Here is a 22,014-nt window from a genome sequence, read left to right as displayed (position 1 = left end):
GTCAAGAAACCACCAGCGCGTAGTCCGCGTCGGTGGCCGACGTCTCCGGGTGACCGTCGGCGTTCACCTGCGTCGCCACGACCTCCACCGTCCACGTCCCCGCGGCCGGCTTCTCGAGGATGACGTTCTCCACCGTGTCGACCGTGTTCGGCGAGCCGCCCGCGGTCGAGAAGTTGCCCGCCTTCAGCCCGTTGTTGCCGTAGTAGACGGTCCCGTTCGGCGCGGTGACCTTCAGGGTCAGGTCGTTGACCCTGGCGACCGACGCGCTCGGAGAGCCCGCCGGGTCGGTGTAGGCGAGCGTCGCCTTGAACTGCTTGGTCCCGTTCACCGCGACCGCGTACTTCTTCGACTGCCCGGTGCCCAGCAGGTCGGTCTCGTTCACCAGCACCGGCAGTTTCCACCCGTTCGCCTTGGCCTGGTCGTGCAGGTACCGCACGTTCGCGGTGCCCCAGCCCTGATGTGTCCTGGTCATGTCGTGCGACGTGCCACTGAACGCGAACTGGTCGGCCCCGTTGACCAGCAGGGCCTTCGCGGTCGCCGCGTGCGGGCGGCTCGTGAAGACGTCGCGGCCCTTGCCGGGGCCGCCGTCGAACACGCCGTCGGCCCACATCTGGAACAGCAACCCGGCGTTCCCGCAGGTGATCGGGGTCGCGCCGCTCGTGCCGCCGAACGACGTCGTGTACGAGGTGTCACTGCCCGAAGACGTGGTGTCGATCCGGTCGTAGTAGTTCGACAGTTCCGGTTTGATCCGGCCGTCGGCGGCCGGGCCGATGCTGGCGCCGCCGCTCCACTTGTCGTCTGTGCGGCCCAGCGTGTTGTAGTGGTACTGCCCGCCGACCGAGAGCACGTTCTTCGACCAGGCCTGCGGCCGCGACTGCTGGGTGCCCGCGTTGCTCTGCGACTGGCAGATCAGCAGGTCGTGGTCGAAGACGATCTTGTCGAGCTCGGCGGAGACGGAGTTGTAGGCCGTGGTCAGCCCGCCGCCCCAGCTGTTGCTCTGGAACACCGCGCGGTACTTGCCCGCCGGGTCGACCAGCTCCTTGGTGTGGGCGTAGCGGTCCGGCTTGTTGTAGGTGGCGAAGATCCCCTGCCCCTCGGGCAGCAGCCCCCGTTGTGGCGCGCTCACCCCCGACGCGAAGATCTGGCCGTAGGTGGAGGTCCCGTGGCTGGTGCTGGTGGAGTTCGAGCCGTGCATCACCGTCGGCCGCGCCTTGAACTCCTGGTGGGTGACGCGCAGGCCGCCGTCCATCACCTCGCCGCGCACGCCCTGACCGCGATAGCCGCCGACGCTCTCGACGTAGTTCGCGCCCCCGCTCTCCCTGGCGTTGGCCATGTCGGTCTCAGGGGCGGTGATCGCGCCGACCGCGAGCACCTCGGCCCCCTGCGCCACGGTGGCGGCTTGACCGGAACCGAGTTTCGCGACGATGTGCTGTCCGCTCTGCGAGATCGCCTCGATCCCGCCGCCGAGCCGAAGGATCCGCTCGGCCACCGCGCGTTGGTCCCTGGCATCGGATTCGACCAGCGTCACCAGATAGCTACCGGTCGCGGCCAGTGAGATCTCCACCTTGTCGTCCGGCCGGTATTCGCCGAGCCAGCGGACGAAAGCCAATTCCGCCACCGATTCGCGGTTCTCCGGCTTCAGTCGGACCACGTAGGCGAAATCGGGAATGTAGGTCCCGATCCGCACGCCGAGTGAGCGCAATTTCCCGCGCTGCGCGTCGGTCAGCGCGCTTCGGACCTGCAGCAGATACGCGCCCTTCCAGTCCTGGCTCGCCGCCGCGCGCTGGGTCAGCGGGTCGAAGGTTCTGCTGGCCAGACGGATGAACTGGGGGTCTTCGGCGGCCGGGGCGGCGACGGCCGCCCCGCTCGTCAGTAGCATCGCGCCGATCATGGGCGCGAGGAAGCGGACAGACTTCGGCCGTGGCATGAAATACCTCCGGGGAGCTCTGCAGGGGAGAGGTCTTTCGAAGGTACCGGCCGAAAAGCGTGATGATCAGCCGCTGAACGGCCCAGCCGTTTTGCGGTATTGCGGGAAATGGAGCATAAACGGTTAAAAACTGATTCAGGACATCTCGTCGATCGCCCCGCTGAATCGCGTCAGCCGCTCGCGTTCTTCTTCGTCGAGCCGCCGGGTGCTGCCCTCGGGCAGGGTGCACGCGACCCAGATGGTGCGGCAGCGCGCATAGACGGCCCGTTCGTCGCGCAGCCTGCTGTTCACCACGACGTCGCAGGTGCCGATCCGGCCGACCACGGTCTCCACCTCGACCGGGTTGTCACGGAACGTCAGCCTGCGCAGGTAGCTGACGTTGTGCTTCGCGATCAGGTACGCCGGTCCCTTGGCCTGGAAAAGGTGCTCACGCCGCGGGTCGAGCAGCGCGATCTGGGCTTCCTGGAAGTACTCCAGCAGCCGCACGTTCCCGACGTGACCGAGGCAGTCCAGGTCGGCGACACGCAGGCGATGGCGGTGGAGGTGGATCTCGGGAGCGGGACGCGCACTGGTCGTCCCCAGCGGATGTGCGTGCACGAAGTGGATCTTCAACGATCGCGTGGTGTTCCGGCCGCGCGGCGCAACGGACACCGGCCCGGTTCACTCCATCAGGGCTTCGGAGAGCTCGCGGATCGCGGCGGTCTCGGCGGTGTGGATGTCCCGGATCATGGCGCCCATCGTGCCGAAGAGTTCACGGGCTTCGACGTCGGTGAACGGTGTTTCGTCGTTGTAGTGCGCGCGCAGTTTCCACATTTCCGCACCGGCCGCCGCCGCGGCGTCCTGCCCCGCGTCGCCCTCCCGGACACCCGTCGACACCGCGCTGACCAGCCCGCGCACCCAGGCGAACTCCGCGTTCGACGCCGGGACGGCCGTCTCGGCCAGTTCGGCCCAGCGCTCGCCGATCCCGCGCCAGGTCGACGCCTGTTCGGCCAGCGCCGGAAGTTCGAGCAGGCCGGCGGCTTCGGTGAGCGCGTCGGCGAACAGCCCGCGCAGGTGCCCTCCCTCCATCCCGGCCGGGGTGACGCTCTCCCAGACGTTGAACAGCGCTCCGACCAGCCCGCGCCGCTCGCCGAACGCGCGCGGCCAGCCCTTCGGGTCACGCTCGTCGGTCATCGCCTTCGCCCAGCGTCCCCATGCGGGCAGCGAGAACGACTTCGACGGCGCCGAGAGGTTCCGGACGCAGTCCGTCAGCCCGGCGCGCACGGCCGTCCGCCAGTCGGAGACCTCGCCGGGCCGGATCGTCGCGAGCAGGTTCTTGTACGAGCCGACCCGGCCGCGCGCGGCGTCGAAGGTCTTCCGGCCGACCGTCAGCGGGGCGAGGTTCCGATCGTCGACGAGCACCCGCCCGTCTTCTTCGCCGTACGCGACGACGAAGTGGCCGCCACCGCCGGACATCTCCGGCGGCAGGTGCCAGTAACCGACCGATTCGCAGTCGGGGAGGACGAGCACCGGCCGCCCCGCTTCGAGTTCGGTGTCGAGTCGTTTCGCGGCGGCGCGTTTACCACCGGTGGTGTGGAGATCGAGGCCGAGTCCAAGGCGGTCCACTGTGGACTTGAGCCAGTCCTGGGGGTACTGCCAGCGCGCGCGGAAACCGAACACGATCGTCGACATCGTTTCGTGCGCGAAATCCCACAGGATGTAGCCGGCCCCGATCCCGCCGGAGACGGCGAAGATCAGCGCCTCGCCGGGCGCCTTCCCGTCCGGCCCTTCGACACCGTGATGCGCCAGCACGGCGGCCACGGCCGAGACGTCCGGTTGCAGCCCGCCGCGCAATTCGTACTCGGTCACCCCACCATCATGCCCGCTTCGGCCTCAGAAGTCCCTGATCAGGGAAACCCTGCCGCGCAAGGGATCCGCCACGTACACCGTCCTGGTGCGCTGGTCGATCGCGACCGCGCCCGGGTTCACGCCGAGTGACAGGTCTCCGGTGAGCAGGCTCGTCACCCCGTCGATCCTGGCGAGGCCGTTCGGCCCTCCGTTGGAGTACACGGTGTTCGATCCTTCGTGGACCACCACCGACGAAGCTTCCGAGCGCAGCAACACGGTCGCCTTCTCTTTGCGCGTGCCCGTGTCCACGATGGACAGATGATGGATCGCCGAATTCGCGACGAACACCGTCCCGGACGCGCTGTGCACGGCGACTCCGGTCGGTGACTTGCCGACCGGGATCCCGCCGGTGAACTTGCCCGCGCCGATGTCGAAGACCTCCAGCGAGTCGGTGGCCGTGCTGGTGCAGTACGCGAGCTTGCGTCCGCTGTCGACCGCCGTCGACGACAGCCCCCGCGTGGGACCGGGGACGAGGTCCAGCAGGCGGCAGCCGACGCCGTCGATGACGGCCAGCGTCCCGGTGAGGGCGCTGGCCGCGTAGATGCGGTTCGCCCGCTCGTCAATGTCGACACTGGACGCTCCAGGACCGGCCGGCACCACGCTGACGACGTCGTTGGTCCGCCCGTCGAGGACGAGGACGGTCCCGCCGGGCGGGTTCGCGACGAAGATCCGGTTGGTCACCGTGTCCACGGCCAGCCCGGCGGGCTCGCCGCCGACCGGGATCACGTCGCCGACCGTGCCGGACCGTGAGTCGAGGACGACGACCGTGCCGGTGGACGGGTCGGAGACGTACGCGAAGCCGGTGACGGAATTCACCGCGACCGCCTCCGGGGCGCCTCCGACCTCGACGAGAAGCACTTTCTCGGCTCTGGCCGCCGGCGCGAAGGCGACTGCGGAGGCGCCGGCCGCGGCCAGGGCGAGCAGGGCTCGGCGGCTCAGTTCGGGTCCTCGCACAGGCGCCTCCCGATGATCGTTCCGAGGTTCGACGATAACCCGCGAGCCGAGCACGCGAAGGAACTTCGCGTCCCCCGATCGCGTTGTTTCCGATGAGTAACCCCCACCCCTGAGAAAGGAAGGAGCAGGACGCCGTGCACAAACACCAGAACGGGCTCAAGACCGTCGTCCTGCTCGGCCTGCTGTCCGCGCTCATCGTCGGGATCAGCGGTTTCTTCGGGCGGGGCGCGCTGGTCATCGGGCTGGTGGTGGCGCTCGGGGTCAACGCGTACGCCTACTTCAACTCCGGCAAGCTGGCGTTGCGGGCCATGCGCGCTCGTCCGATTTCGGAGGCCGAGCAGCCGGCCATGTACCGGATCGTGCGGGAGCTGGCGACCACCGCGCGGCAGCCGATGCCGCGGCTCTACGTCAGCCCCACCCAGGCCCCGAACGCCTTCGCCACCGGCCGCAGCCCCCGGCACGCGGCGGTGTGCTGCACCACCGGCATCCTCGGCCTGCTCGACGAACGCGAACTGCGGGCGGTGCTCGGGCACGAGCTGTCCCACGTCTACAACCGCGACATCCTGATCTCGTGTGTCGCGGGCGCGCTGGCGAGCGTGATCAGCGTGATCGCCAACATCGCGATGTTCACCAGCCTCTTCGGCGGCAGCAACCGCGAGGACGGCGACAGCCCGCTGGCCGGGCTGCTCCTGGTCTTGATCGGGCCGATCGCGGCCGCCGTGGTGAAGCTCGGGGTGAGCCGTTCGCGCGAGTTCCAGGCCGACGCGTCGGGCGCGGAACTCACCGGCGACCCGCTCGGGCTCGCCTCGGCTCTGCGGAAGCTCGACCAGGGGACGCGCGCGGCGCCGCTCGTGCCGGAACCGAAGCTGGTCTCGCAGTCGCATCTGATGATCGCGAACCCGTTCCGGCCGGGCGAAGGCCTCACGAAGCTCTTCTCGACCCACCCGCCCATGGCCGAACGCATCCGGCGCCTGGAAGAAATGGCGCGCCACCCCCACTGACCAGCCGGATCGCGTTTAGCCCGCGAAACGCAGGTCACGGCCGGGATCGCGTTTAGCCCGCTAAACGCGACCCGCCCTGGGCCCATGCCCCCGCGTCGCGGGGCCCGCTGGCCCCAATGCGGCATTGGAGACACTCACCGCCCCCAATCTCATCTGGGGCGCGCTGACCAGCCGGATCGCGATTAGCCCGCGAAACGCAGGTCGCCCGCCGGATCGCGATTAGGGGGCTAAACGCAGGTCACGGCCGCCGGTGTCCCACCTCGTGGGAGCGGGAATCGGGGCATCTGTGCGCGCGTTCCCGGGCATGGGTTCCGCACAGCAGTTGCACTTCGGGGTCGCGCTCGACGGGGCCGGGCACCATCCGGCCGCCTGGCGGGTCTCCGACGTCCGCCCGACCGCGTTGTTCACCGCAGCCCACCACCTCGCCCACGCGAAGCTCGCCGAAGCGGCTTCGCTCGACTTCGTCACCCTCGACGACAACCTCGCGCTCCAACCCGGAGGCGAGGAGGTCGTCCGAGGCCGGCTCGACGCGCTACTGACCTTCGCCGCGATAGCCCCGATGACCAGCGGAATCGGCCTCGTCCCGACGGTCACCACCACGCACACCGAGCCGTTCCACATTTCGACGGCCGTCGCTTCGCTCGACTTCGCGCACCGAAGCCGAGGTCGCGCACTTCGGCAGGCGCACCCTGCCGTCCGAGGGCGGACGCCGAAGCGGAGAACGCCGAGGTCGTCGACGTCATCGCGCGCCTCTGGGACAGCTGGGAGGACGGCGCGATCATCCGCGACGAGCCGACCGGCCGCTTCATCGACCGCGGGAAGCTCCACTACGTCGACTTCGAGGGCCGCTTCTTCAGCATCAAGGGACCTTCGATCACGCCGCGCCCGCCACAGGGGCACCCCGTCGTCGCGGTGTACGGCGACTCGCCGTACGCGCACGGCGCCGACGTCGTCCTGGTCGACGAGGTCCGCGGCGCCCGCGAGCGCTTCCCGGACGCCAAGCTCCTGGCCAGTCTGTCGATCGTGCTCGCCGAGACCGAGCAAGCGACCCTCGATCGCCGTCGCGCGCTGGAGACCTACGCGCCCTTCCCACCCAGCCTGAGCTTCACCGGCACTCCCGCCGACCTCGCGACCGAACTGCCCCGCCTCGCGGAGTCCAACGATCTCGACGGCTTCCACATCCGCCCCGCGGTCCTGCCCGACGACCTGGCGCTCTTCACCGCCGAGACTGTCCCCGCGCTCCAGGCCGCGGGCGCGTTCCGGCAGGCCTACACCGGCACCACCCTGCGCGACCATCACCAGTACGCGGAGGCGTGACAGATGCCCAAGCAGGTCAAACTCGCCGCACACTTCCCCGGCGTCAACAACACCACCGTGTGGAGCGACCCGCGTTCGGGTAGCCAAATCGACTTTTCGTCCTTCGAACATCTCGCGCGCACGGCCGAGCGGGGCAAGTTCGACTTCCTCTTCCTCGCCGAGGGCCTGCGCCTGCGCGAACACGCGGGCAAGATCCTCGACTCCGACGTCGTCGGGCGACCGAACACCACCACCGTGCTGGCCGCGCTGTCGGTGGTCACCACGCGGCTCGGGCTCGCGGGCACGCTGTCGTCGACGTTCAACGAGCCGTACGAGGTCGCGCGGCAGGTCGCGAGCATCGACCACCTCTCCGGCGGCCGCGCCACGTGGAACGTCGTCACCTCACCGGACGCGTGGACGGGACAGAACTTCCGCCGCGGTGGCTTCCTGCAACGCGAGGACCGCTACCGCCGCGCCGAGGAATTCCTCGCCACCGTGCGTGAGCTCTGGGACAGCTGGGCGCCGGACGCCCTGGTGGGGGACAAGGAGAACGGCGTCTTCGCGCGGGGCCTCGAGCGCGTTGTCCACAGCGGACCGCGGTTCGACATCCGTGGCGAGTTCACCGTCTCGAGGACTCCGCGGGGGCAGCCGATCGTCATCCAGGCGGGTGACTCCGACGAGGGCAGGGAGTTCGCCGCCAAGACCGCCGACGTCAAACGGCGGCTACCCGCTTACGGGCGCGAGCCCGGTGAGCTGCTGATCATGCCCGCGGCGACGTTCCTCCTCGGCGACACCGAGGAGGAGGCGCACGAGTACGCCCGCGAGATCCGCTATCAGCAGGTCCGCCCGGCGACCGCGATCCAGTTCCTCGAACAGGTCTGGAGCCGCGACCTCTCCGCCTGCGACGCCGACGGCCCGCTCCCCGAGATCGACCCGGACCCCGACGCCGAGCCGCTGACCTGGGGCCGCGTCCGGCACGAGAAGGATCCTCTCGCCGTGGCCGCGAAATGGCGGGCGATCGCGGAGGAGAAGAAGCTCTCCATCCGCGAACTCGTCATCGAGGTGACCGCGCGCCAGCAGTTCGTCGGCATCGCCCGGCAGGTCGCGGAGTCGATCGACGAGTACGTCCAGAGCGACGCCGCCGACGGGTTCGTGCTCGTGCCGCATCTGACCCCGGGTGGGCTGGACGCGTTCGTCGACGACGTCGTTCCGCGGTTGCAGGAACGGGGTGTCTTCCGGACCGACTACACCGGCGACACCCTGCGTGAGCTCCTGTTCAGCCGGTAGCACCCTGGGTTCGCGCGACGTTCATCAGATATTCGCCGTAGCCGGACTTCGCCAGCTTGGCGCCGAGCGCGTAGCACTGTTCGGCGTCGATGAAGCCCATCCGCAGCGCGACTTCTTCGAGACAGGCGATCCGGACACCGGTCCGGTGTTCGAGGACCTGCACGAACTGGCCCGCCTCCAGCAGCGAGTCGTGCGTGCCGGTGTCGAGCCAGGCGAACCCGCGGCCGAGGTCGATCAGGGTCGCGCGGTCCTGCCGCAGGTAGGTGAGGTTGACATCCGTGATCTCCAGTTCCCCGCGCGGCGAGGGCTTGAGGTCACGGGCGATCTCGACGACCTGGTTGTCGTAGAAGTACAGGCCGGTGATGGCCTTGTTCGACTTCGGCTTCTCGGGTTTCTCCTCGATGGAGAGGAGCTTGCCGTCGGCGTCGATCTCGCCGACGCCGTACCGCTGCGGGTCCTTGACCGGGTAGCCGAACAGCACACAGCCGTCGAGCGAGGTCGCCGCGGCCTGCAACCGGCTGGAGAACCCCTGGCCGTAGAAGATGTTGTCACCGAGCACGAGCGCGACGTCGTCGTCGCCGATGAAGTCCGCGCCGATGACGAACGCCTCGGCCAGCCCGTTCGGCGCGGCCTGCTCGGCGTAGCTGAAACTGAGCCCGAACTGGCTGCCGTCACCGAGCAGCCGCCGGAAATGCGGCAGGTCGACCGGCGTCGAGATGATCAGGATCTCGCGGATCCCGGCGAACATCAGCACCGAGATCGGGTAGTAGATCATCGGTTTGTCGTAGACCGGTAGCAGCTGTTTCGATATCGCCTGGGTGATGGGATGCAGACGCGTCCCACTGCCCCCCGCCAGCACGATGCCCTTCATGCGATGCCCCCACTTCGTAGCCGATCGCTCGGGAACTCACACTACCGGGTGGCTCAGAAAGCCGGGCCCTTCGCGAAGTACGCCTTGCAGCCGAGGTTGTACTCGGTGGAGATCTGCAACACGTTCCTGCCCTCGTCGACCGGCAGCAGCGTCGAGCTGTAGTTGGGGCAGAAGTTGTCGTGGATCCCGACGATGTGCACCGGGGCCGGACGTTCGTACCAGTGTCCGGCGCCGAAGTTGTCGTTGACCAGCAGCACCCTGCCGTTCTTGTCCTGCGGGACCCCGGCGGCGTTGGTGTAGATCTGCCCGACCATCACCAGCCGCACCCCGTTCGGGCCGCCGGGGAACAGCGTGATCGTCTGGGCGTGCTGAAAGTAGTTGCCGTTCGCGGTGGTGACGCGGGTGCCGGGGTCGCGGGGATCGCCCCAGTTGGCGCCGTCGGAGGAGATCTTGAAGTACGGGTCGCAGAAGCGGTCGCGGTAGTTGCAGATCTCGTAGGCCAGGTAGAACCGGCCGTCGGGGAGGCGGCGGATGATCGGCATCCCCGGCCGCACCCGATGGGGCGGGATGGCCATCGTGCGCTGCTTGGTGCCCCAGTTCACCCCGTCGGTGGAAGCGACCCGGTTCATCACCTGCGCGAACTGTGGCGCCTCGGTCTCGTCGGCGTAGTGCAGCCAGAGCGTGCCGCCCGCGTCGACGACGAACTCCGGCTCCCAGATGCCGTCGTGATTGTGCGACCGGGCCGCCTCGGACAGGAAGCCCCACGTGCGGCCGGCGTCGCGGCTGGACCAGATCCTGATGCCGATCCGCCGCTGCGGACCGGCGTCCTGCCGGTAGCTCGCGGCCCACAGCAGGGTGCCCGCGCGGAGCCTGCCGACCCGTTGCGGCAGTTCGTACAACGTCCCGCAGCACATGCCGCGGCGGCCGTCGCGATCGCGGATCTCGCCGATCTTGTGGAAGCTCCGGCCCTCGTCGGTGCTCTCCATGATCGGGGTGAACTTGCCGCTCGCGTCCTCGCTGGTCAGCGACGCGAGGATGCGGCCGCGGCCGATCGCCGAATGCTCCAGGCGGATGAGCCGCGGGTACGAGCCGTAGCCGGGCACGAGCTGCTGGCGCTCGGCGGCCTGCGCGGAGGTGAACAGGGACGCGACCACCGTGAGTGACAGCGCAAAGGCGAGTGCGGAGCTGAAACGGCGCTTCATCGTGACCTTCCTCGAACGCGATCGCCGGATTACAACACGGGCTTTTGTCCCTTTCGGACTCCCGCGAAGGCGTCGCGGCGGAAACCCACGTCCGAGTGGCGTGAATCGCTCGGCCGAGTGGACCGGTAACGCTGGGCTATCGGCAGGCGAAGATCCGTTGACGGGTTCGACCAGGGGGAAATTCGTGATCATGCGCTTGTGTGCGGCCGTGCTGCTGACCGTGGGCCTGGTGGCCTGCTCACCGCCGAACCTGGGCCGCGTCGTCCCGCAGGCCGCCGCCCCGGAAGGGCTGAGCGCACCTTCGCCGACCCCCACGACCACCCCGAAACCCGGCCCGCAGCCGGAGGAGAAGCACTCGGGCAAGGGGAACGCGTCGGTCCCCATGGCTTGGCCGCCGCGCCTCGGCTTCGTGACCTTCGACTGCCCGAAGTGTTCCGGCCACGTCGCGGTCAACACCGAGAACGAGCTGATCGTCAACGACATCGGCCCGTACAAGGGCACCCAGTGGATCAACGACATGCCCGGCCGTCAGGCGAAGACGTTCACCGTCAAGGCCAACGCCGCCTGGACGCTGACCATCACCGACGAAAGCGGCCTGCCCGTCCTGGAACCGGGTAAGCCCCTGTCCGGCAAGAGTGAAGCGGTGTTCGCCGTTCCCGACGCCGTCACGTCGGTCGCCGTCACGACCAAGAAGAGCGGCCGCACCGCGGTGTGGGTGCACAGCGGCGACTACTCGGAACTTCCCGTGAACCAGCTCGGCGACTACACCGGCAGCGTGCCCGTGTCCGGCCCGGCTTTCGTGTCGGTGGAAGGCGACGGGACCTGGACGGTCACCGCGTCCTAGACATGACGAAGGCCACCTCCCGCGGAAGGTGGCCTTGTCGTCGCCCGCGCTCAGCGGTAGTTCGTGAACTGCAGCGCGATCTCGAAGTCCTTGCCCTTCAGCAAGGCGATCACCTCCTGCAGCTGGTCCTTCTTCTTGCCGGACACCCGCAGCTGGTCGCCCTGGATCTGCGCCTGGACCCCCTTGGGGCCCTCGTCGCGGATGAACTTGGCGATCTGCTTCGCCTTGTCCGACGCGATCCCCTGCAGGATCTTGCCGCCGATCTTGTAGATCTTGCCGGACAGCGCCGGCTCGCCCGCCTCGAAGGCCTTCAGGGAGATGCCGCGCTTGATCAGCTTCTCCTTGAACACCTCGACCGCCGCCAGCGCCCGCTCCTCGGTCTCGGACTCGATCGCGATCGCCTCCTCGCCGGACCAGTCGATCTTGGTCCCGGTACCCCGGAAGTCGAACCGTGTACCGAGTTCCTTGCTGGCCTGGTTCAGGGCGTTGTCCACCTCCTGGCGATCGACCTTGCTCACCACGTCGAAAGAGGGATCCGCCACGTGTTCTCACACCTCGTACTCGCTTGTCAGGAGCTTCCACCCTAGCCCTGCGGAACCCGGTTGACCGGCCCGCCACGGCATTGGGTATTCTTTCGTCTCGGCCGGGGGGACCCGGCCACGGCGAGTTGCCCGAGCGGCCAAAGGGATCTGACTGTAAATCAGACGGCACAGCCTTCGGGGGTTCGAATCCCTCACTCGCCACACCAGTAAGATCGGCCCCCTGACCTGGGAAACCAGGACCGGGGGCCGATCTTGTTATGTGCAGTTGTGTGCAGCGCTGCGCGGCCCTAGGCGGCTGTCCGCCCCAAATACGCCCCAAAGTTCTCCGGGGCCTACTCGCCACCCAGAGCCCTGGTCACGCGGTCTCGGGCGGCCTGCTCCCCACCGTCGAGACACTTCGCGTAGACCCTCAGCAGCACGGAGAGGCTGTGTCCGGCCCACTTGGCCACTCGGGTTGGCTCCACGCCGCCGTTGAGCCACGTGGACACCGCAGCGTGGCGGAGGTCGTAGGGGCGCTTCCCTAGCGGCCCAGCGGCCACCTCAGCGGTGAAGACTCGTTCGCGTGCCGTCGCCCACACCCGGCCGTAGACCGAGCTGCCGACCCGGCCGCCGTCGCGGGCTCCTCGGAACAGCCTGCCGTCCGGCGCGGTCCCGAACCGTCGTAGGTGCTCGTGGAGTAGCGCGGTGAGTTGGGGCGGGCATGGCACCGTTCGCTCCTCCTCTTCTGCCCGGTGCTTGAGTGGTCCCTCTTCGGATGCCTCGCCGGAGTCCGTCCATTCCTGCCCGATCTCCGGGCGTGCTCTCCGCAGGAGAAGATCTCCCCACCCTTCCTTGGGGAGAGACAGGTCGGCCTTGTTCAGGTTCGCTACCTCCTCCGGTCGGAGAGCGGCGTAGTACATCAGCCCGTAGAACGCGACCAGGGGAGGACCCTGCTTTCCGACTGTGCCGACCGCTTCGAGCAGCATTCGTCCCTGAATCGGGTTCACGACGGATTTCGGGTCTACCTCATGGACAACGAACTTTCGTTTCTTCATCTTCACGTCCTCGACCGGATTCGCCGTCAGGAGCTTTTGCTCTGGAGACATTGCGTACTCGATGGCGTTCCCGAGGGCGACGCGCCGAAGTCGCACGGTATTGGTCGCTGCCTTCTTCCCGTCCAGTTTCAAATCCAGGGCGCGTAGAACAGTGCGCAGCGTGTCCGCGTTCGCCAACTCGCCAACGTTGCGGCTCGCCTTCGCGGCGAATGAGAGAGCCCGTCGAACCTCATCGGTTTGGGGCGCGTTCCGCGTGTTCAGATTGAAAGCGGTCTTGAGAGCCTTTCGCAAGGTCTTCGGGTCGCATGGCGGTTTCCCTTTGAGCATGGGAACCGTGATGGTCATCAGGGATTCTGCAAGAGACGCGCGGTATTTGGGCGACGACTCCAGCCACTTCATGTCCGCGTACTCGCACGCGAAGGTGAACCACGACTTGACCTCAGTCGCGCGGAGCATTGAGACTGGTAGTCCACTCTCGGTGTCGAACGCCTCACCTTCACGGGCGGCCGTGAGCAGCTTGGAGCGGAAACTGTCCGCAAGTGCGAAGGTGTCGAAGCTCTCTCCGAACCGTTCGCCGTCGACGACCCAACGAACTCGGTAGGTCGTCTTTTGCTTCCCATCGTACTTTTCGAGCTTCCAGATTCGGACGTCATGTGTAGTCGCCATCAGGCAGCAGCCTCCTCGCACATTTCCAGAAAGCGTTCGTATTCGGAACGGCGGATACGGAGATCACCGTTCGGCAGTTTCAGGCAGCTAGGCCCGCGCCTGGTGGCGCGCCATTGCTGGAATGTCCGGCGTGAGATCTTCATCTCGGCGCAAAACTCGGCGACTGTGAGCCAGTTCGTGGTGGCCATGGTGGCGGGTTCTCCTCGCGCGGTGGTGCGTGCTGGTGGTGTGCGCGATGGACATGGCGGTCTCCTTGGTGGTTTGAGCGGGTGTTGTCGGTAACTGCGGTAACCTCGGTAACTTCGCTGGTCAGACGGTTACCGATGGATTTTCGGGTCGGTAACCTCGGTAACCGGGTTACCGGGGTTACCGCAGCGATTTCGGGTCGGTAACCGTCTGACCTGCACGGTTACCGGGGTTACCGCAGTTACCGGGAATCCCCGGTTTCGGGCGGTGGGAGGTAGCGGGTCCAGGCGTCGGCGAGGCCGGTTTCGCCGGTGGTGCGGTATCCCTTGGCGGTGGTGCCGTTGTGCTTGAAGGCGTGGACTTCGACGCCGTACCGGCCGAGTTCCTTGGACAGGTGTCGGGCGTCGAACGGCTTGCCGTAGTAGTCGGCCCAAGGGCCTTCCTCCATGGCGTGCAGGGCTTCGAGGATGGTCGTGGTGGGCAGGCGTTCGGCCTGGTGTGCGGTGAACACGGTCCGCAGATCGGCGAGCAGACGGGTTCCGACGCTGCCCGCGCGGTGGCTGTTGGCGGTGACGAAGTGCTGGCAGGCTTCGCGGGCTTTCTTGGGCCAGTCGCCCCCGGCGGCGTCGGCGAGGGCCAGGAGTGGTTCCCAGATTTCGGCGGAGCGGTCGGTGACGCCGTCGGGCATCTCGGGTTCGGCCTCGCCGACCTGTTCGGCGACGCTGTGGACCCAGTCGGCGAGGCGGTCCCGCAGGGGTTCGGCCTCGGTCTCGACGCGGCGCGTTTTGAAGGGTTCGACGGTTTCGCCGGGGGCGCGGCGGCGCATGTGGACGGTGATGGCGCGGGTGGTGATGGTGTCGGGCATGTGCCCGGCGATGCCGGCGAGGGCGGCGGGGGCGTAGACCTTGAACCGCTGCACGGCCATGGCCTTCGCGTCGCCGACACAGCGCGGGATCGTGGCTGAGCGCTTGTAACCGGCGTTGAGCAGCGCGCGCAGGTCCTCGGTGTTGCCTGTGTTCTTCGGGTTGAAGATGGCGTCCACCTCATCGAACAGGATCGTGATCGGTGCGGCGGACACGAGCCGGAACAGCGCGGCCGGGGACGCGGACAACGTCATCTCCGGTGAGGCCACGAGGTATTGCGCGACCTCCAGAACGCGGGTCTTCCCGCTACCAGGCTCGGCGGACGAGAGGATCAGGCGCGGGGTGATGTAGAAGTGCTCGGCGGCGTGGGTGTGGGCGTACCAGAGCGCGAGCATCGGCGCGCAGTGCTCGGAGGGGAAGACGTTGAAGCGGGACACGAACTCTCCGATCTGGTCCAGGACTTCGGCGCCGTCGGCGGACGTGGCGGTCGGCTCGCGGGGAGGCGACACCACCCGCAGCGCGGGCACGGTCATCAGGCGGCCTTTCCTTGGGTGACAGGGTTTCGGGCACCGGCGGTCAGCCCGGCGTCGACGACCCGGGCGACTTCGCGGGCGTTGGGCGGCCAGTGGGCGGAGCCGATGAGGGTTTCCCCGGCGGCGATGAGGTCGGCCCGCGCGGTGGCGTGGTCGACGATCCGGGCACCGACCTTGCGCCCCACGGTGTAGGCCGCGCTCGACAGGACTTCGTTGTAGCTGCCTGGTGCGGCCGCCCGAATGCGGTCGCACTCCCCGGCGAGCGCGGCCGCCCCGTAGCGGGTGGTGTCGCCAGAACGGATCTCAAGCGGCCCTGAGTTGGCCGTAGAGCGCCGTTCCGCGCACACCTGCACTAGCCAGCCCGGCAGTTCCACGGGGTCGGTGTCGTCGGCGAGGTCGTAGGCGCCGTTGGGGAGCACCGACCCCGGCCCCACCACGTATCCGCCTCCTGCCCGTGTGTCCACACAGGAGGTGAGTTGTCCCTGACTGTTCCGCAGCGTGGTTCCGGCTGGGGCGAGGTAGTACAGGTGCCGCCCACCGGACGGGGTGCTCACGGTGTAGGTGTTCGGCACCGGTGCCCCGCGTTCGGCGGCGAGTGCGGCGAGTGCGGTCACGCCGTCCGGCCCGGTGTCGTCGTCCTTGGGCATGTCCAGGTCCACCACCACGAGCCGGGACGGCCCGGTAGCTACGCCGATGTTGAAGCGGTCGGCCGACCAGCACCGGCGGATACGGAGGGGGTCGGTGGTGGCGCGGTTCTCCCAGTCCTTCACGGCGGGCTGCCGCTTCGTTCCCGGTGCGAGCGGGAACACGGCCCACCCCATCCCGGCGAGGTACAGCGCCCAGTCCAAGAGCGGGTTTCCAGCGTGCGCGGTCATCGAACTACCTTCCACAGTGGACAGTCAGGGGTGGTGGTTCAGCAATGGCGGAGGATGGCGGCGATGGCGTCGTGCTCGGCCTTGTCGATGCTCATCCGGTAGGTGGTCTTCACCCGCACCCAGTGCGCGACGTAGCCGCACCGGTCCTGTGAGGGCAGCCACTTCGCGGGGTCCTGGTCGCCCTTGGCGCGGTTGGACTTCGCGGTGACGGCGACCAAGACGGCCGGGTCGTTGGCGTAGCGGGTGTGCTGGGCCTCGGTCCAGTCGCGGGTGTGCGAGCGGGCGGCCTCGGCGAGCGGCACCATGTGGTCGATGTCGACGGCTTCGGGGTCGGTGACCTTCACTCCGTCGTAACGGCTGGTCCACTCTCCGCTCAGGACTTTGCAGCCCTTGCCAGTGGTGACGTTGCGGCCTTGAGTCTTGAGGGTGTCCTCGCGACGGTTGCAGCCCTTGCCGACGCTGTCCCAGTGGGGCCAGTCGTCGCGGTTGTAGTGGGCGCCGGTGTCGGCGGGCTTCACGGCGAGCTTGGCGAGTTGGCGAGTGGCGGTGGTGGCGTCGAGGGTGCCGGGGGTTCCGGTGGCGGCCGGGACCTCGCAGCCGGTGACGAACAGCGCGGTGAGCGCGAGCGGGGCGGCGGCGATGAGGGCGCGGCCGGTGGTGTGCGTGGTCAAAGCGAGTCCTATCGTCGGTGACTGTGTGTGCCTGTTTTGGGCAGTGCTCGACCAGGGCTAGGGCCGGTGAGGTTGGCGACTAGCCGGGGTTTTCGTGGGTTTCCGCTGGTCGGCGCAGGGGTGGTCTAGGTCCCTAGAGTCCTGGTCAGAAAGTCGCGGGGTTCTAGAGTGGGGGTCTAGGTCTAGGGGCGCTCCGGTCTAGAGCGCGGAGCGCCCCTAGCTCTCTCCGTCAGTTACTTTCGGTTATCACGGGCCTTGGTGAGGGCGTCGCGGGTGTAGCCGTTGCGGTTGCTGCCCTTGCCGGTGTCGGGGTCGGTGGCCCACACCTGTCCGGGCTTCACCCCGTCCGGCTTGAGCGCGGTCGCCAGGGCGGCCGGGTTCCACTTCCCGTAGGTCGAGGGGCGCAGCTCGGCGAGCCGGGACACGATCACATCGGACCAGAGCTTTTCCTCTCCCTTCTCGAACACCGACAGGACGTCGGCGAGAGTGTCCAGGCGGGCGGTGTCCAGGTCGACTTCTTCCCCGGCGGCGTGGCCGGTGATGTTGCCCAGGGCTTCGCGCTGCTTGCGGGCACCAGCGGCGATGCGCTTGGCGGTCGGCCCGTCCTGGTAGACGGACCTGGTGATCTGCGCGTCGCTGCCCTCGCCACGGAGGTAGCCGATTCCCTTGTCGGACCAGGCAAACGTGGTCGCCCGGATGCCGTTCTTGTACTGGCTGGTGCCGAGGACCATGTCGTTTTCGGTCTGTCCCATGACTTTCAGGCAGTACCGGATGGACAGGTTCGCCGAAATGTCGGTCGGGATGGCCTTCGCGTCCGGCCGCTGTGTCGCGAGGAACAGCCCGATACCCAGCGCGGGACCACGCTTGACCAGGTCAGTGCAGATTTCCTTGAGTTCGTCGCCGTGCTCGGGGTGCTCGAACCACACCTGGCACTCGTCGACGCCGATGATGATGGGCGCCAATCCCAGGTCCTTCCGGGACGCCAGGGCCGGGGTGACCTTGTTGTCCGGGCACACGTTCTCGGGCAGGTTCCGGATCACCTTGGCGCGGCGGCGGAGTTCTTCCCGCAGTTCCCGCATCTCCACCACCATGCGCTCGACGTCTTCGGGGTCGTCGCCGACTCCGTAACCGTGGCAGACCTGCGACAACGCGGACAGGTCACCGGTGCCCTTGAGGTCGTAGGCGTAGAGCACCGAACGCGGGTCGAGGGCGGCGATGAGCAGGATTTCGCGCAGGGACACGGTTTTGCCCATGCGGGGGATGGCGCCGATGGCACCGGAGGCGAACATCATCGTGATGGGCACCCACCGGCCGCGCTGGTCCGTGCCGAACGGCTGGGGCTTGAACAGGTCCACCGTCGCGCCCGGCTTGGCGAGCGGCCACGGGGCCTGTTTGGTGGTGGACATGTCCTTGTCGCCCACCCAGAGGACCAGGCGGCCTTCGTGGATGGTCGGGTCGCCCTCGGGCCACACGCATCCAAGCTGACGGCGCAGTCCGGAGGAGAGTCGTTCACGGCGGTCGATGACGTCCCCGGCGGTAACGCCCGGCGGCAGGTCGATATCCGCGCGCCATCCGGGGCCGTCCCGCACGATCGGCGAGGGAAACCCGATGCCCCGGCCCTTCGCGATGGCCTGGTTGATCCCCGCGATACCCAGCGCGCCGAGAGCGTCTTCGATCATCGACGACGTGAGCTTCGGCGCCTTCGCGGAATCGACGGCGCGCCCGGCGACAGGCTTGTCCTTCGGCGCCCCGAACCAGCCCACCAACGTCATCGCGACCACGAGGCAGGTCCAGTTCCAGAACGGGGTGACGTAGGTGATCGCGAGGTACACGATCCCGATCAGGATGAGCACCCCGACCATCACCGGCGCGGACCGGCGGCGAACGGTCTCGTTCCGGGCCTCGCGCAACCTCATGTACTCGTTCGTGTCCTTGCGTTCACGGGCGTCCATGCGCACCGGCTTCGACTCCGCGTCGAACACCCAGCGGTGTACACGAACGGTGCCCCGGCACAGCGCGCCCGGAGCCTTGAGCAACGCGCTCGGGACGTACACGGGCACGCGCAGCGCGTGGAACGCGGTCTGGTGCGCGGCGAGCTGGACCAGGAACTTCGCGCGGGACTTGAACTCCTCGGCCGACAGCAGCCACGACGCGAACAGCGGGCGGGCCTTGGCATCGGCGACGGTCTCCCACCAGGACTTCTTGACCTCCGGCGGGTCCACCTTCGCGGTGGGTTCGGACTCGTCCACGATCTCCGCGTCGATGACGTCCGAGCGGACCATGGTGGCGGTGTCGCGCGGGGCCGGGATCTCCTCGGCGGTGCGGGCGGTGCCCGGCTTGAACTCCACCACGTTGCCGTTCACGACACGGCCGTCCGGGCGTTCGTCGGTGTGGTTCTCGGGCAGTGGATTGGGGGTGTTCACCGTGGCGTCCCTCTCGGGGTCGGGTCCGTTCGCGGATGCGGGGGTGTGGTCGGCGGTGGTGGACATCAGGCGGCCTCCTCCGAGTCGGTGCGGGCGGTGGTGGTCGGGGCGGGCACCGGCAGGACGGTGGGCGCGGTGCGGGTTTCGGCGATCAGGTCGTCGGCGACGTTCTTCGAGGTGCCGCGCGAGACCTCGGGGCAGACCTCACGAACCCACGCGGGGGTGATCTCGATGCCGGGTGCCCAGGCGGAGCGGGCCTCGGCGAGGTAGTCGGCGCGCAGTTTCCGGCCCGGCTTGGCAGGGGCCTTGGCCTTGCGGGTGGTGCGGCGCGGCTTCGGGGTCGGGGAGAGTGCCGGCGTGGGCACCGGCTCCTCCGCGTCCGGGGTCTCGGCGGATACGGGGGTGACCTCGGCGGCCGGGGCGGTCTGCCCCCGCGTATCCGCCTGTCCGGTGAAGGCGTCCCCGGCGGCCTTCATGACGGCTTCGGTGAGCTTGTCCCGCAGGACGGGGGCGGTTTCGGCGGCGAGGAACACCAGCACCGGTGGCACGGAGTGCAGCGCGACCCCCGCGACGTCGAGGTGCACCCAGGACTTCCAGGTGTTCATGACGTAGGTGGCCAGGAACGCGAACCACTTCGTCCGGTGCGCCCACCGCCCGGTCTGGACCTGGTAGCGGGCGGTGATCTGCTCCGCTCGCAGGACGGCGACCAGCACGAGCGACACCATTGGGTCCAGCAGCCACGCCGACAGCCAGCCCAGCGACCACGGGGCCGACCCCGAGGCGGCGAAGGCCTGGACGTTGACCATCGTGAAGGCGAGACCGAGGAAGATCCCGACCCACAACAGGACGTCGATCTGTGTGCGGACCTTCTCCACCCGCAGCGCGATCACGTCGGGGTGGTTGGCCAGACGGCGAACCTGCGCGGCCGACTCGGCGTCCTGGCGGAGCTTGTCCGCCTCGGTGAGCGGCACGTGCTGTGCGTCCTGCGGTCCCGCAACGGTTTCCGTGCTCATCACGCGGCCTCCTCTCGGGTCTGGTCGTCAGTGCTGGTCAGCAGCAGGTCAGCGAAGGTGCGGATCACGCGGGCGCCGATCTCGCCGAACTCGCCCCGCCACCAAGCCAGCGGCGTGGCCTCCGGTAGTCCGACCGTGGCGGCGAAGTCCGCGAACGTCGGCAGCGTCCGCAGCCGCATCGGGTGCGGTCGGAACGCCAGCGTTGGCAGCTCGTCGGCATCGTGGGCGCCGGTGATGTCGAGGAACTGACCGGACGGGGTGATCACACCCATGTGCGTCCAGCTCCACTCACCGGTCACCGCGTTGACGCCTTCCACCGAGCCGAACACCCAGCCGGTGGCCTCGTGGATTGCGCACGCGAGCAGGTGGCAGTAACCCCACTGGAAGAATTCGCGCGCCTCGTCGTCGACAACGCCGGGCCGGATGCGGAACGTGGTCCGGCCGTGGTCCGGCGTCGGCGTGTCCACCCGCATCTCCACCATCGTCGGCAGCGGCAGCATGGCGATGCTCATCAGCGACGACCTCCCCGCGTGGTGGTGACGACCTCGGTGATGGCCATGAGCCGCACGATGGTGGCGGCGGCGAACAACGCGGGGACGATGAGCGCGATCCAGGTGGCGGTGGTGTTGCCGATCTTCACGACCACGAGCCACTGCACGAACGCGATGACGGCGGTGGCCAGGATGAGCCGGATCGTGTTGCCGGTCATGCGGGTCACCTCCCGCACGCCCTTCTGCGCCTTGGTGGCGGACTTCCGCCCGGCACGCCACACGCTGAACACACCGACCAGCGCCAGGCCGCCCAGGACCATCAGAGTTTGGGTGTTCATCGTCAGCACTCCTCCCCGGTCACGGTGTCCACACCGGACGGCGCGGAGCGGTACAGGAACCCGAACAGAGCCTGTTGCAGGGCAACGAAGTCGTTGCCGTTGGTGAGGGCCGGATAGCCGTGCGCGGCGAGCACCTCGGCGACGTCGATCATCAGACCGAACGTGAACCGGGCATCCTCGGCGGACATCGGCAGCGGATAGATACGTGCGTCCATGTCAGGCCACCACCTTCGGAGTCTCGTCACGGCCGGGCCGTGCGGAACGAATCGGGATCACCGGGGCCAGCCCGGCGGGGGAGAAGCCGCGGGGAACCTCGGCGAGCTCGTGCGGCGCGAGAACTGGGGTTCCGGCCACGTACTCGTGGAGGTAGGAGTCCGGTTCGAGCCCGGCCCGGTACCGGCACGGCTCACAGGTGCGGTCGGACTTGGGCAGCTCAGCCCATCCGGTCTCCCCGCACTGGCGGCAGGTACGGCGGGCGGCCATCGCCTTGTCCAGCGCGGCGCGGCGGGCCGGGGTCATGGGCCGGACCGGCTTCGCGTGTTCGATCAGGAACAGGTCGGCGTGGACTTTCTTCCCGGCGCGGGCGCACCGGAAGTACAGAACGGCCACCGGGTCCTGACCACCCGGACGCAACCCCATCGCCCGCAACTGACGGCGGGTCGCGAGCTTGTCTGTCGGGGCGATGCCCCAGGACAGCAGCGGTAGCCCGTCACAGGTGCCCCGGGTGAACTCCTGCAAGTCCGACCACGGAACCTCCCGCAGCGTCCACGGGTACTGGCGGGCCATCAGTGCACACCCCCACCGGCCACGGTGGTGACGGCGTCGCGGACCAGGTCCAGCGCGAGAGAGCGGGTGGTCTCCGCGTCGTCCTGCTCACCGACGGCGGCCAACGCGTCGGCCATCTCGAACAGCCACCTGACACGGTCCGAGACCGGCGAGTTGGCGGCGTGGGGCCGGGTGCGCATCAGGTGCGCCACGACCTCGTGGGGAATTGGGGTGGTGACCGGGATCGCGGGGGCGAAAGCGGGGTTGGTGGTGCCTACCATGAGAGTCCTTCCCGAGTTACTACCTGCGTGGTGGTGGGGAGTCCCGGTCCGCGTGGAGCGTTCT

Annotated in this window: 23 protein-coding genes and 1 tRNA gene; 5 read left to right on the top strand and 19 right to left on the bottom strand. The window is 68.4% G+C overall.

Annotation, left to right across the window (positions count from 1 at the left end; all coding sequences use genetic code 11):
* Nucleotide 1: 1 nt before the first annotated feature.
* From AC069I_RS03040 to AC069I_RS03025, 4 genes are all read right to left on the bottom strand, one after another.
* Nucleotides 2-1,927, bottom strand: coding sequence for a S8 family serine peptidase (locus tag AC069I_RS03040; RefSeq protein WP_478264740.1), 1,926 nt, complete (start codon nucleotides 1,925-1,927; stop codon nucleotides 2-4).
* A gap of 135 nt (nucleotides 1,928-2,062) precedes the next feature.
* Nucleotides 2,063-2,578, bottom strand: a complete 516-nt coding sequence (locus AC069I_RS03035; RefSeq protein WP_478224919.1) for an acyl-CoA thioesterase — start codon at nucleotides 2,576-2,578, stop codon at nucleotides 2,063-2,065.
* A gap of 9 nt (nucleotides 2,579-2,587) precedes the next feature.
* Nucleotides 2,588-3,775 carry a BtrH N-terminal domain-containing protein gene (locus tag AC069I_RS03030; protein ID WP_478264739.1) on the bottom strand — a complete coding sequence of 396 codons (1,188 nt, stop codon included), beginning with the start codon at nucleotides 3,773-3,775 and terminating at the stop codon, nucleotides 2,588-2,590.
* A 24-nt stretch (nucleotides 3,776-3,799) separates the two neighbouring features.
* Nucleotides 3,800-4,768: a YncE family protein gene (locus tag AC069I_RS03025; protein WP_478224921.1), complete on the bottom strand. Its 969-nt coding sequence runs from the start codon at nucleotides 4,766-4,768 to the stop codon at nucleotides 3,800-3,802.
* Between the two features lie 134 nt (nucleotides 4,769-4,902).
* Here AC069I_RS03025 and htpX point away from each other — a divergent pair, with 134 nt between their 5' ends.
* The 3 genes from htpX to AC069I_RS03010 all read left to right on the top strand — a co-directional run bounded on the left by htpX (nucleotide 4,903) and on the right by AC069I_RS03010 (nucleotide 8,352).
* A complete protein-coding gene (htpX, locus tag AC069I_RS03020) occupies nucleotides 4,903-5,769 on the top strand; it encodes a zinc metalloprotease HtpX (RefSeq protein ID WP_478264738.1) in 867 nt (288 codons plus the stop codon).
* 912 nt (nucleotides 5,770-6,681) lie between these two features.
* Nucleotides 6,682-7,086 (top strand): hypothetical protein, encoded by a 405-nt coding sequence (locus AC069I_RS03015; RefSeq protein WP_478264737.1) that lies wholly within the window; start codon nucleotides 6,682-6,684, stop codon nucleotides 7,084-7,086.
* A gap of 3 nt (nucleotides 7,087-7,089) precedes the next feature.
* Nucleotides 7,090-8,352, top strand: coding sequence for an LLM class flavin-dependent oxidoreductase (locus tag AC069I_RS03010; protein WP_478264736.1), 1,263 nt, complete (start codon nucleotides 7,090-7,092; stop codon nucleotides 8,350-8,352).
* Here AC069I_RS03010 and rfbA read toward each other — a convergent pair.
* Together rfbA and AC069I_RS03000 are read right to left on the bottom strand one after the other, a co-directional pair.
* Nucleotides 8,342-9,223: a glucose-1-phosphate thymidylyltransferase RfbA gene (gene rfbA, locus AC069I_RS03005; RefSeq protein WP_034324212.1), complete on the bottom strand. Its 882-nt coding sequence runs from the start codon at nucleotides 9,221-9,223 to the stop codon at nucleotides 8,342-8,344. The genes AC069I_RS03010 and rfbA overlap by 11 nt on opposite strands.
* 53 nt (nucleotides 9,224-9,276) lie before the next feature.
* Entirely contained in the window at nucleotides 9,277-10,425 is a 1,149-nt protein-coding gene (locus AC069I_RS03000; protein WP_478264735.1) for a sialidase family protein, read from the bottom strand.
* Between the two features lie 190 nt (nucleotides 10,426-10,615).
* Here AC069I_RS03000 and AC069I_RS02995 point away from each other — a divergent pair, with 190 nt between their 5' ends.
* Nucleotides 10,616-11,269, top strand: coding sequence for a hypothetical protein (locus AC069I_RS02995; RefSeq protein ID WP_478264734.1), 654 nt, complete (start codon nucleotides 10,616-10,618; stop codon nucleotides 11,267-11,269).
* A 50-nt stretch (nucleotides 11,270-11,319) separates the two neighbouring features.
* Here AC069I_RS02995 and AC069I_RS02990 read toward each other — a convergent pair whose 3' ends face one another.
* On the bottom strand, nucleotides 11,320-11,811 hold the full coding sequence (locus AC069I_RS02990) for a YajQ family cyclic di-GMP-binding protein (protein ID WP_340684804.1): 492 nt from the start codon (nucleotides 11,809-11,811) through the stop codon (nucleotides 11,320-11,322).
* Nucleotides 11,812-11,930: 119 nt separating this feature from the next.
* On the opposite strand from AC069I_RS02990, the gene AC069I_RS02985 reads away from it, so the two are divergent.
* A tRNA-Tyr gene (locus tag AC069I_RS02985) sits at nucleotides 11,931-12,012 on the top strand.
* A 131-nt stretch (nucleotides 12,013-12,143) separates the two neighbouring features.
* Here the strand turns inward: AC069I_RS02985 and AC069I_RS02980 are convergent.
* The 12 genes from AC069I_RS02980 to AC069I_RS02925 all read right to left on the bottom strand — a co-directional run bounded on the left by AC069I_RS02980 (nucleotide 12,144) and on the right by AC069I_RS02925 (nucleotide 21,950).
* A complete protein-coding gene (locus tag AC069I_RS02980) occupies nucleotides 12,144-13,511 on the bottom strand; it encodes a tyrosine-type recombinase/integrase (RefSeq protein ID WP_478264733.1) in 1,368 nt (455 codons plus the stop codon).
* Nucleotides 13,511-13,699, bottom strand: a complete 189-nt coding sequence (locus tag AC069I_RS02975) for a helix-turn-helix transcriptional regulator (RefSeq protein ID WP_478264732.1) — start codon at nucleotides 13,697-13,699, stop codon at nucleotides 13,511-13,513. Before AC069I_RS02975 ends, AC069I_RS02980 begins: the two co-directional genes overlap by 1 nt.
* A 239-nt stretch (nucleotides 13,700-13,938) precedes the next feature.
* Nucleotides 13,939-15,093 (bottom strand): DUF3631 domain-containing protein, encoded by a 1,155-nt coding sequence (locus tag AC069I_RS02970; protein ID WP_478264731.1) that lies wholly within the window; start codon nucleotides 15,091-15,093, stop codon nucleotides 13,939-13,941.
* Nucleotides 15,093-15,968: a bifunctional DNA primase/polymerase gene (locus tag AC069I_RS02965; protein ID WP_478264730.1), complete on the bottom strand. Its 876-nt coding sequence runs from the start codon at nucleotides 15,966-15,968 to the stop codon at nucleotides 15,093-15,095. The genes AC069I_RS02970 and AC069I_RS02965 overlap by 1 nt, the downstream gene beginning before the upstream one ends.
* 38 nt (nucleotides 15,969-16,006) lie before the next feature.
* Nucleotides 16,007-16,639, bottom strand: coding sequence for an HNH endonuclease family protein (locus tag AC069I_RS02960; protein ID WP_478264729.1), 633 nt, complete (start codon nucleotides 16,637-16,639; stop codon nucleotides 16,007-16,009).
* A gap of 233 nt (nucleotides 16,640-16,872) precedes the next feature.
* The gene (locus AC069I_RS02955; protein WP_478264728.1) at nucleotides 16,873-19,128 is read right to left on the bottom strand and encodes a cell division protein FtsK; all 2,256 of its coding nucleotides are present in this window, start codon (nucleotides 19,126-19,128) and stop codon (nucleotides 16,873-16,875) included.
* Nucleotides 19,128-20,075: a hypothetical protein gene (locus AC069I_RS02950; protein WP_478264727.1), complete on the bottom strand. Its 948-nt coding sequence runs from the start codon at nucleotides 20,073-20,075 to the stop codon at nucleotides 19,128-19,130. The genes AC069I_RS02955 and AC069I_RS02950 overlap by 1 nt, the downstream gene beginning before the upstream one ends.
* Nucleotides 20,075-20,587 (bottom strand): hypothetical protein, encoded by a 513-nt coding sequence (locus AC069I_RS02945; RefSeq protein ID WP_478264726.1) that lies wholly within the window; start codon nucleotides 20,585-20,587, stop codon nucleotides 20,075-20,077. The genes AC069I_RS02950 and AC069I_RS02945 overlap by 1 nt, the downstream gene beginning before the upstream one ends.
* A complete protein-coding gene (locus tag AC069I_RS02940) occupies nucleotides 20,587-20,904 on the bottom strand; it encodes a hypothetical protein (RefSeq protein WP_478264725.1) in 318 nt (105 codons plus the stop codon). The genes AC069I_RS02945 and AC069I_RS02940 overlap by 1 nt, the downstream gene beginning before the upstream one ends.
* 2 nt (nucleotides 20,905-20,906) lie before the next feature.
* Nucleotides 20,907-21,119, bottom strand: a complete 213-nt coding sequence (locus tag AC069I_RS02935; protein WP_478264724.1) for a hypothetical protein — start codon at nucleotides 21,117-21,119, stop codon at nucleotides 20,907-20,909.
* Nucleotide 21,120: 1 nt separating this feature from the next.
* Entirely contained in the window at nucleotides 21,121-21,690 is a 570-nt protein-coding gene (locus AC069I_RS02930; RefSeq protein WP_478264723.1) for an RRQRL motif-containing zinc-binding protein, read from the bottom strand.
* Complete coding sequence (locus AC069I_RS02925) at nucleotides 21,690-21,950, bottom strand: hypothetical protein (RefSeq protein ID WP_478264722.1); 261 nt, start codon at nucleotides 21,948-21,950, stop codon at nucleotides 21,690-21,692. Before AC069I_RS02925 ends, AC069I_RS02930 begins: the two co-directional genes overlap by 1 nt.
* Nucleotides 21,951-22,014 lie beyond the last annotated feature (64 nt).

It is taken from the genome of Amycolatopsis sp. NPDC043885 (assembly GCF_056435685.1).
This window is presented reverse-complemented; position numbering and strand designations above follow the sequence as displayed.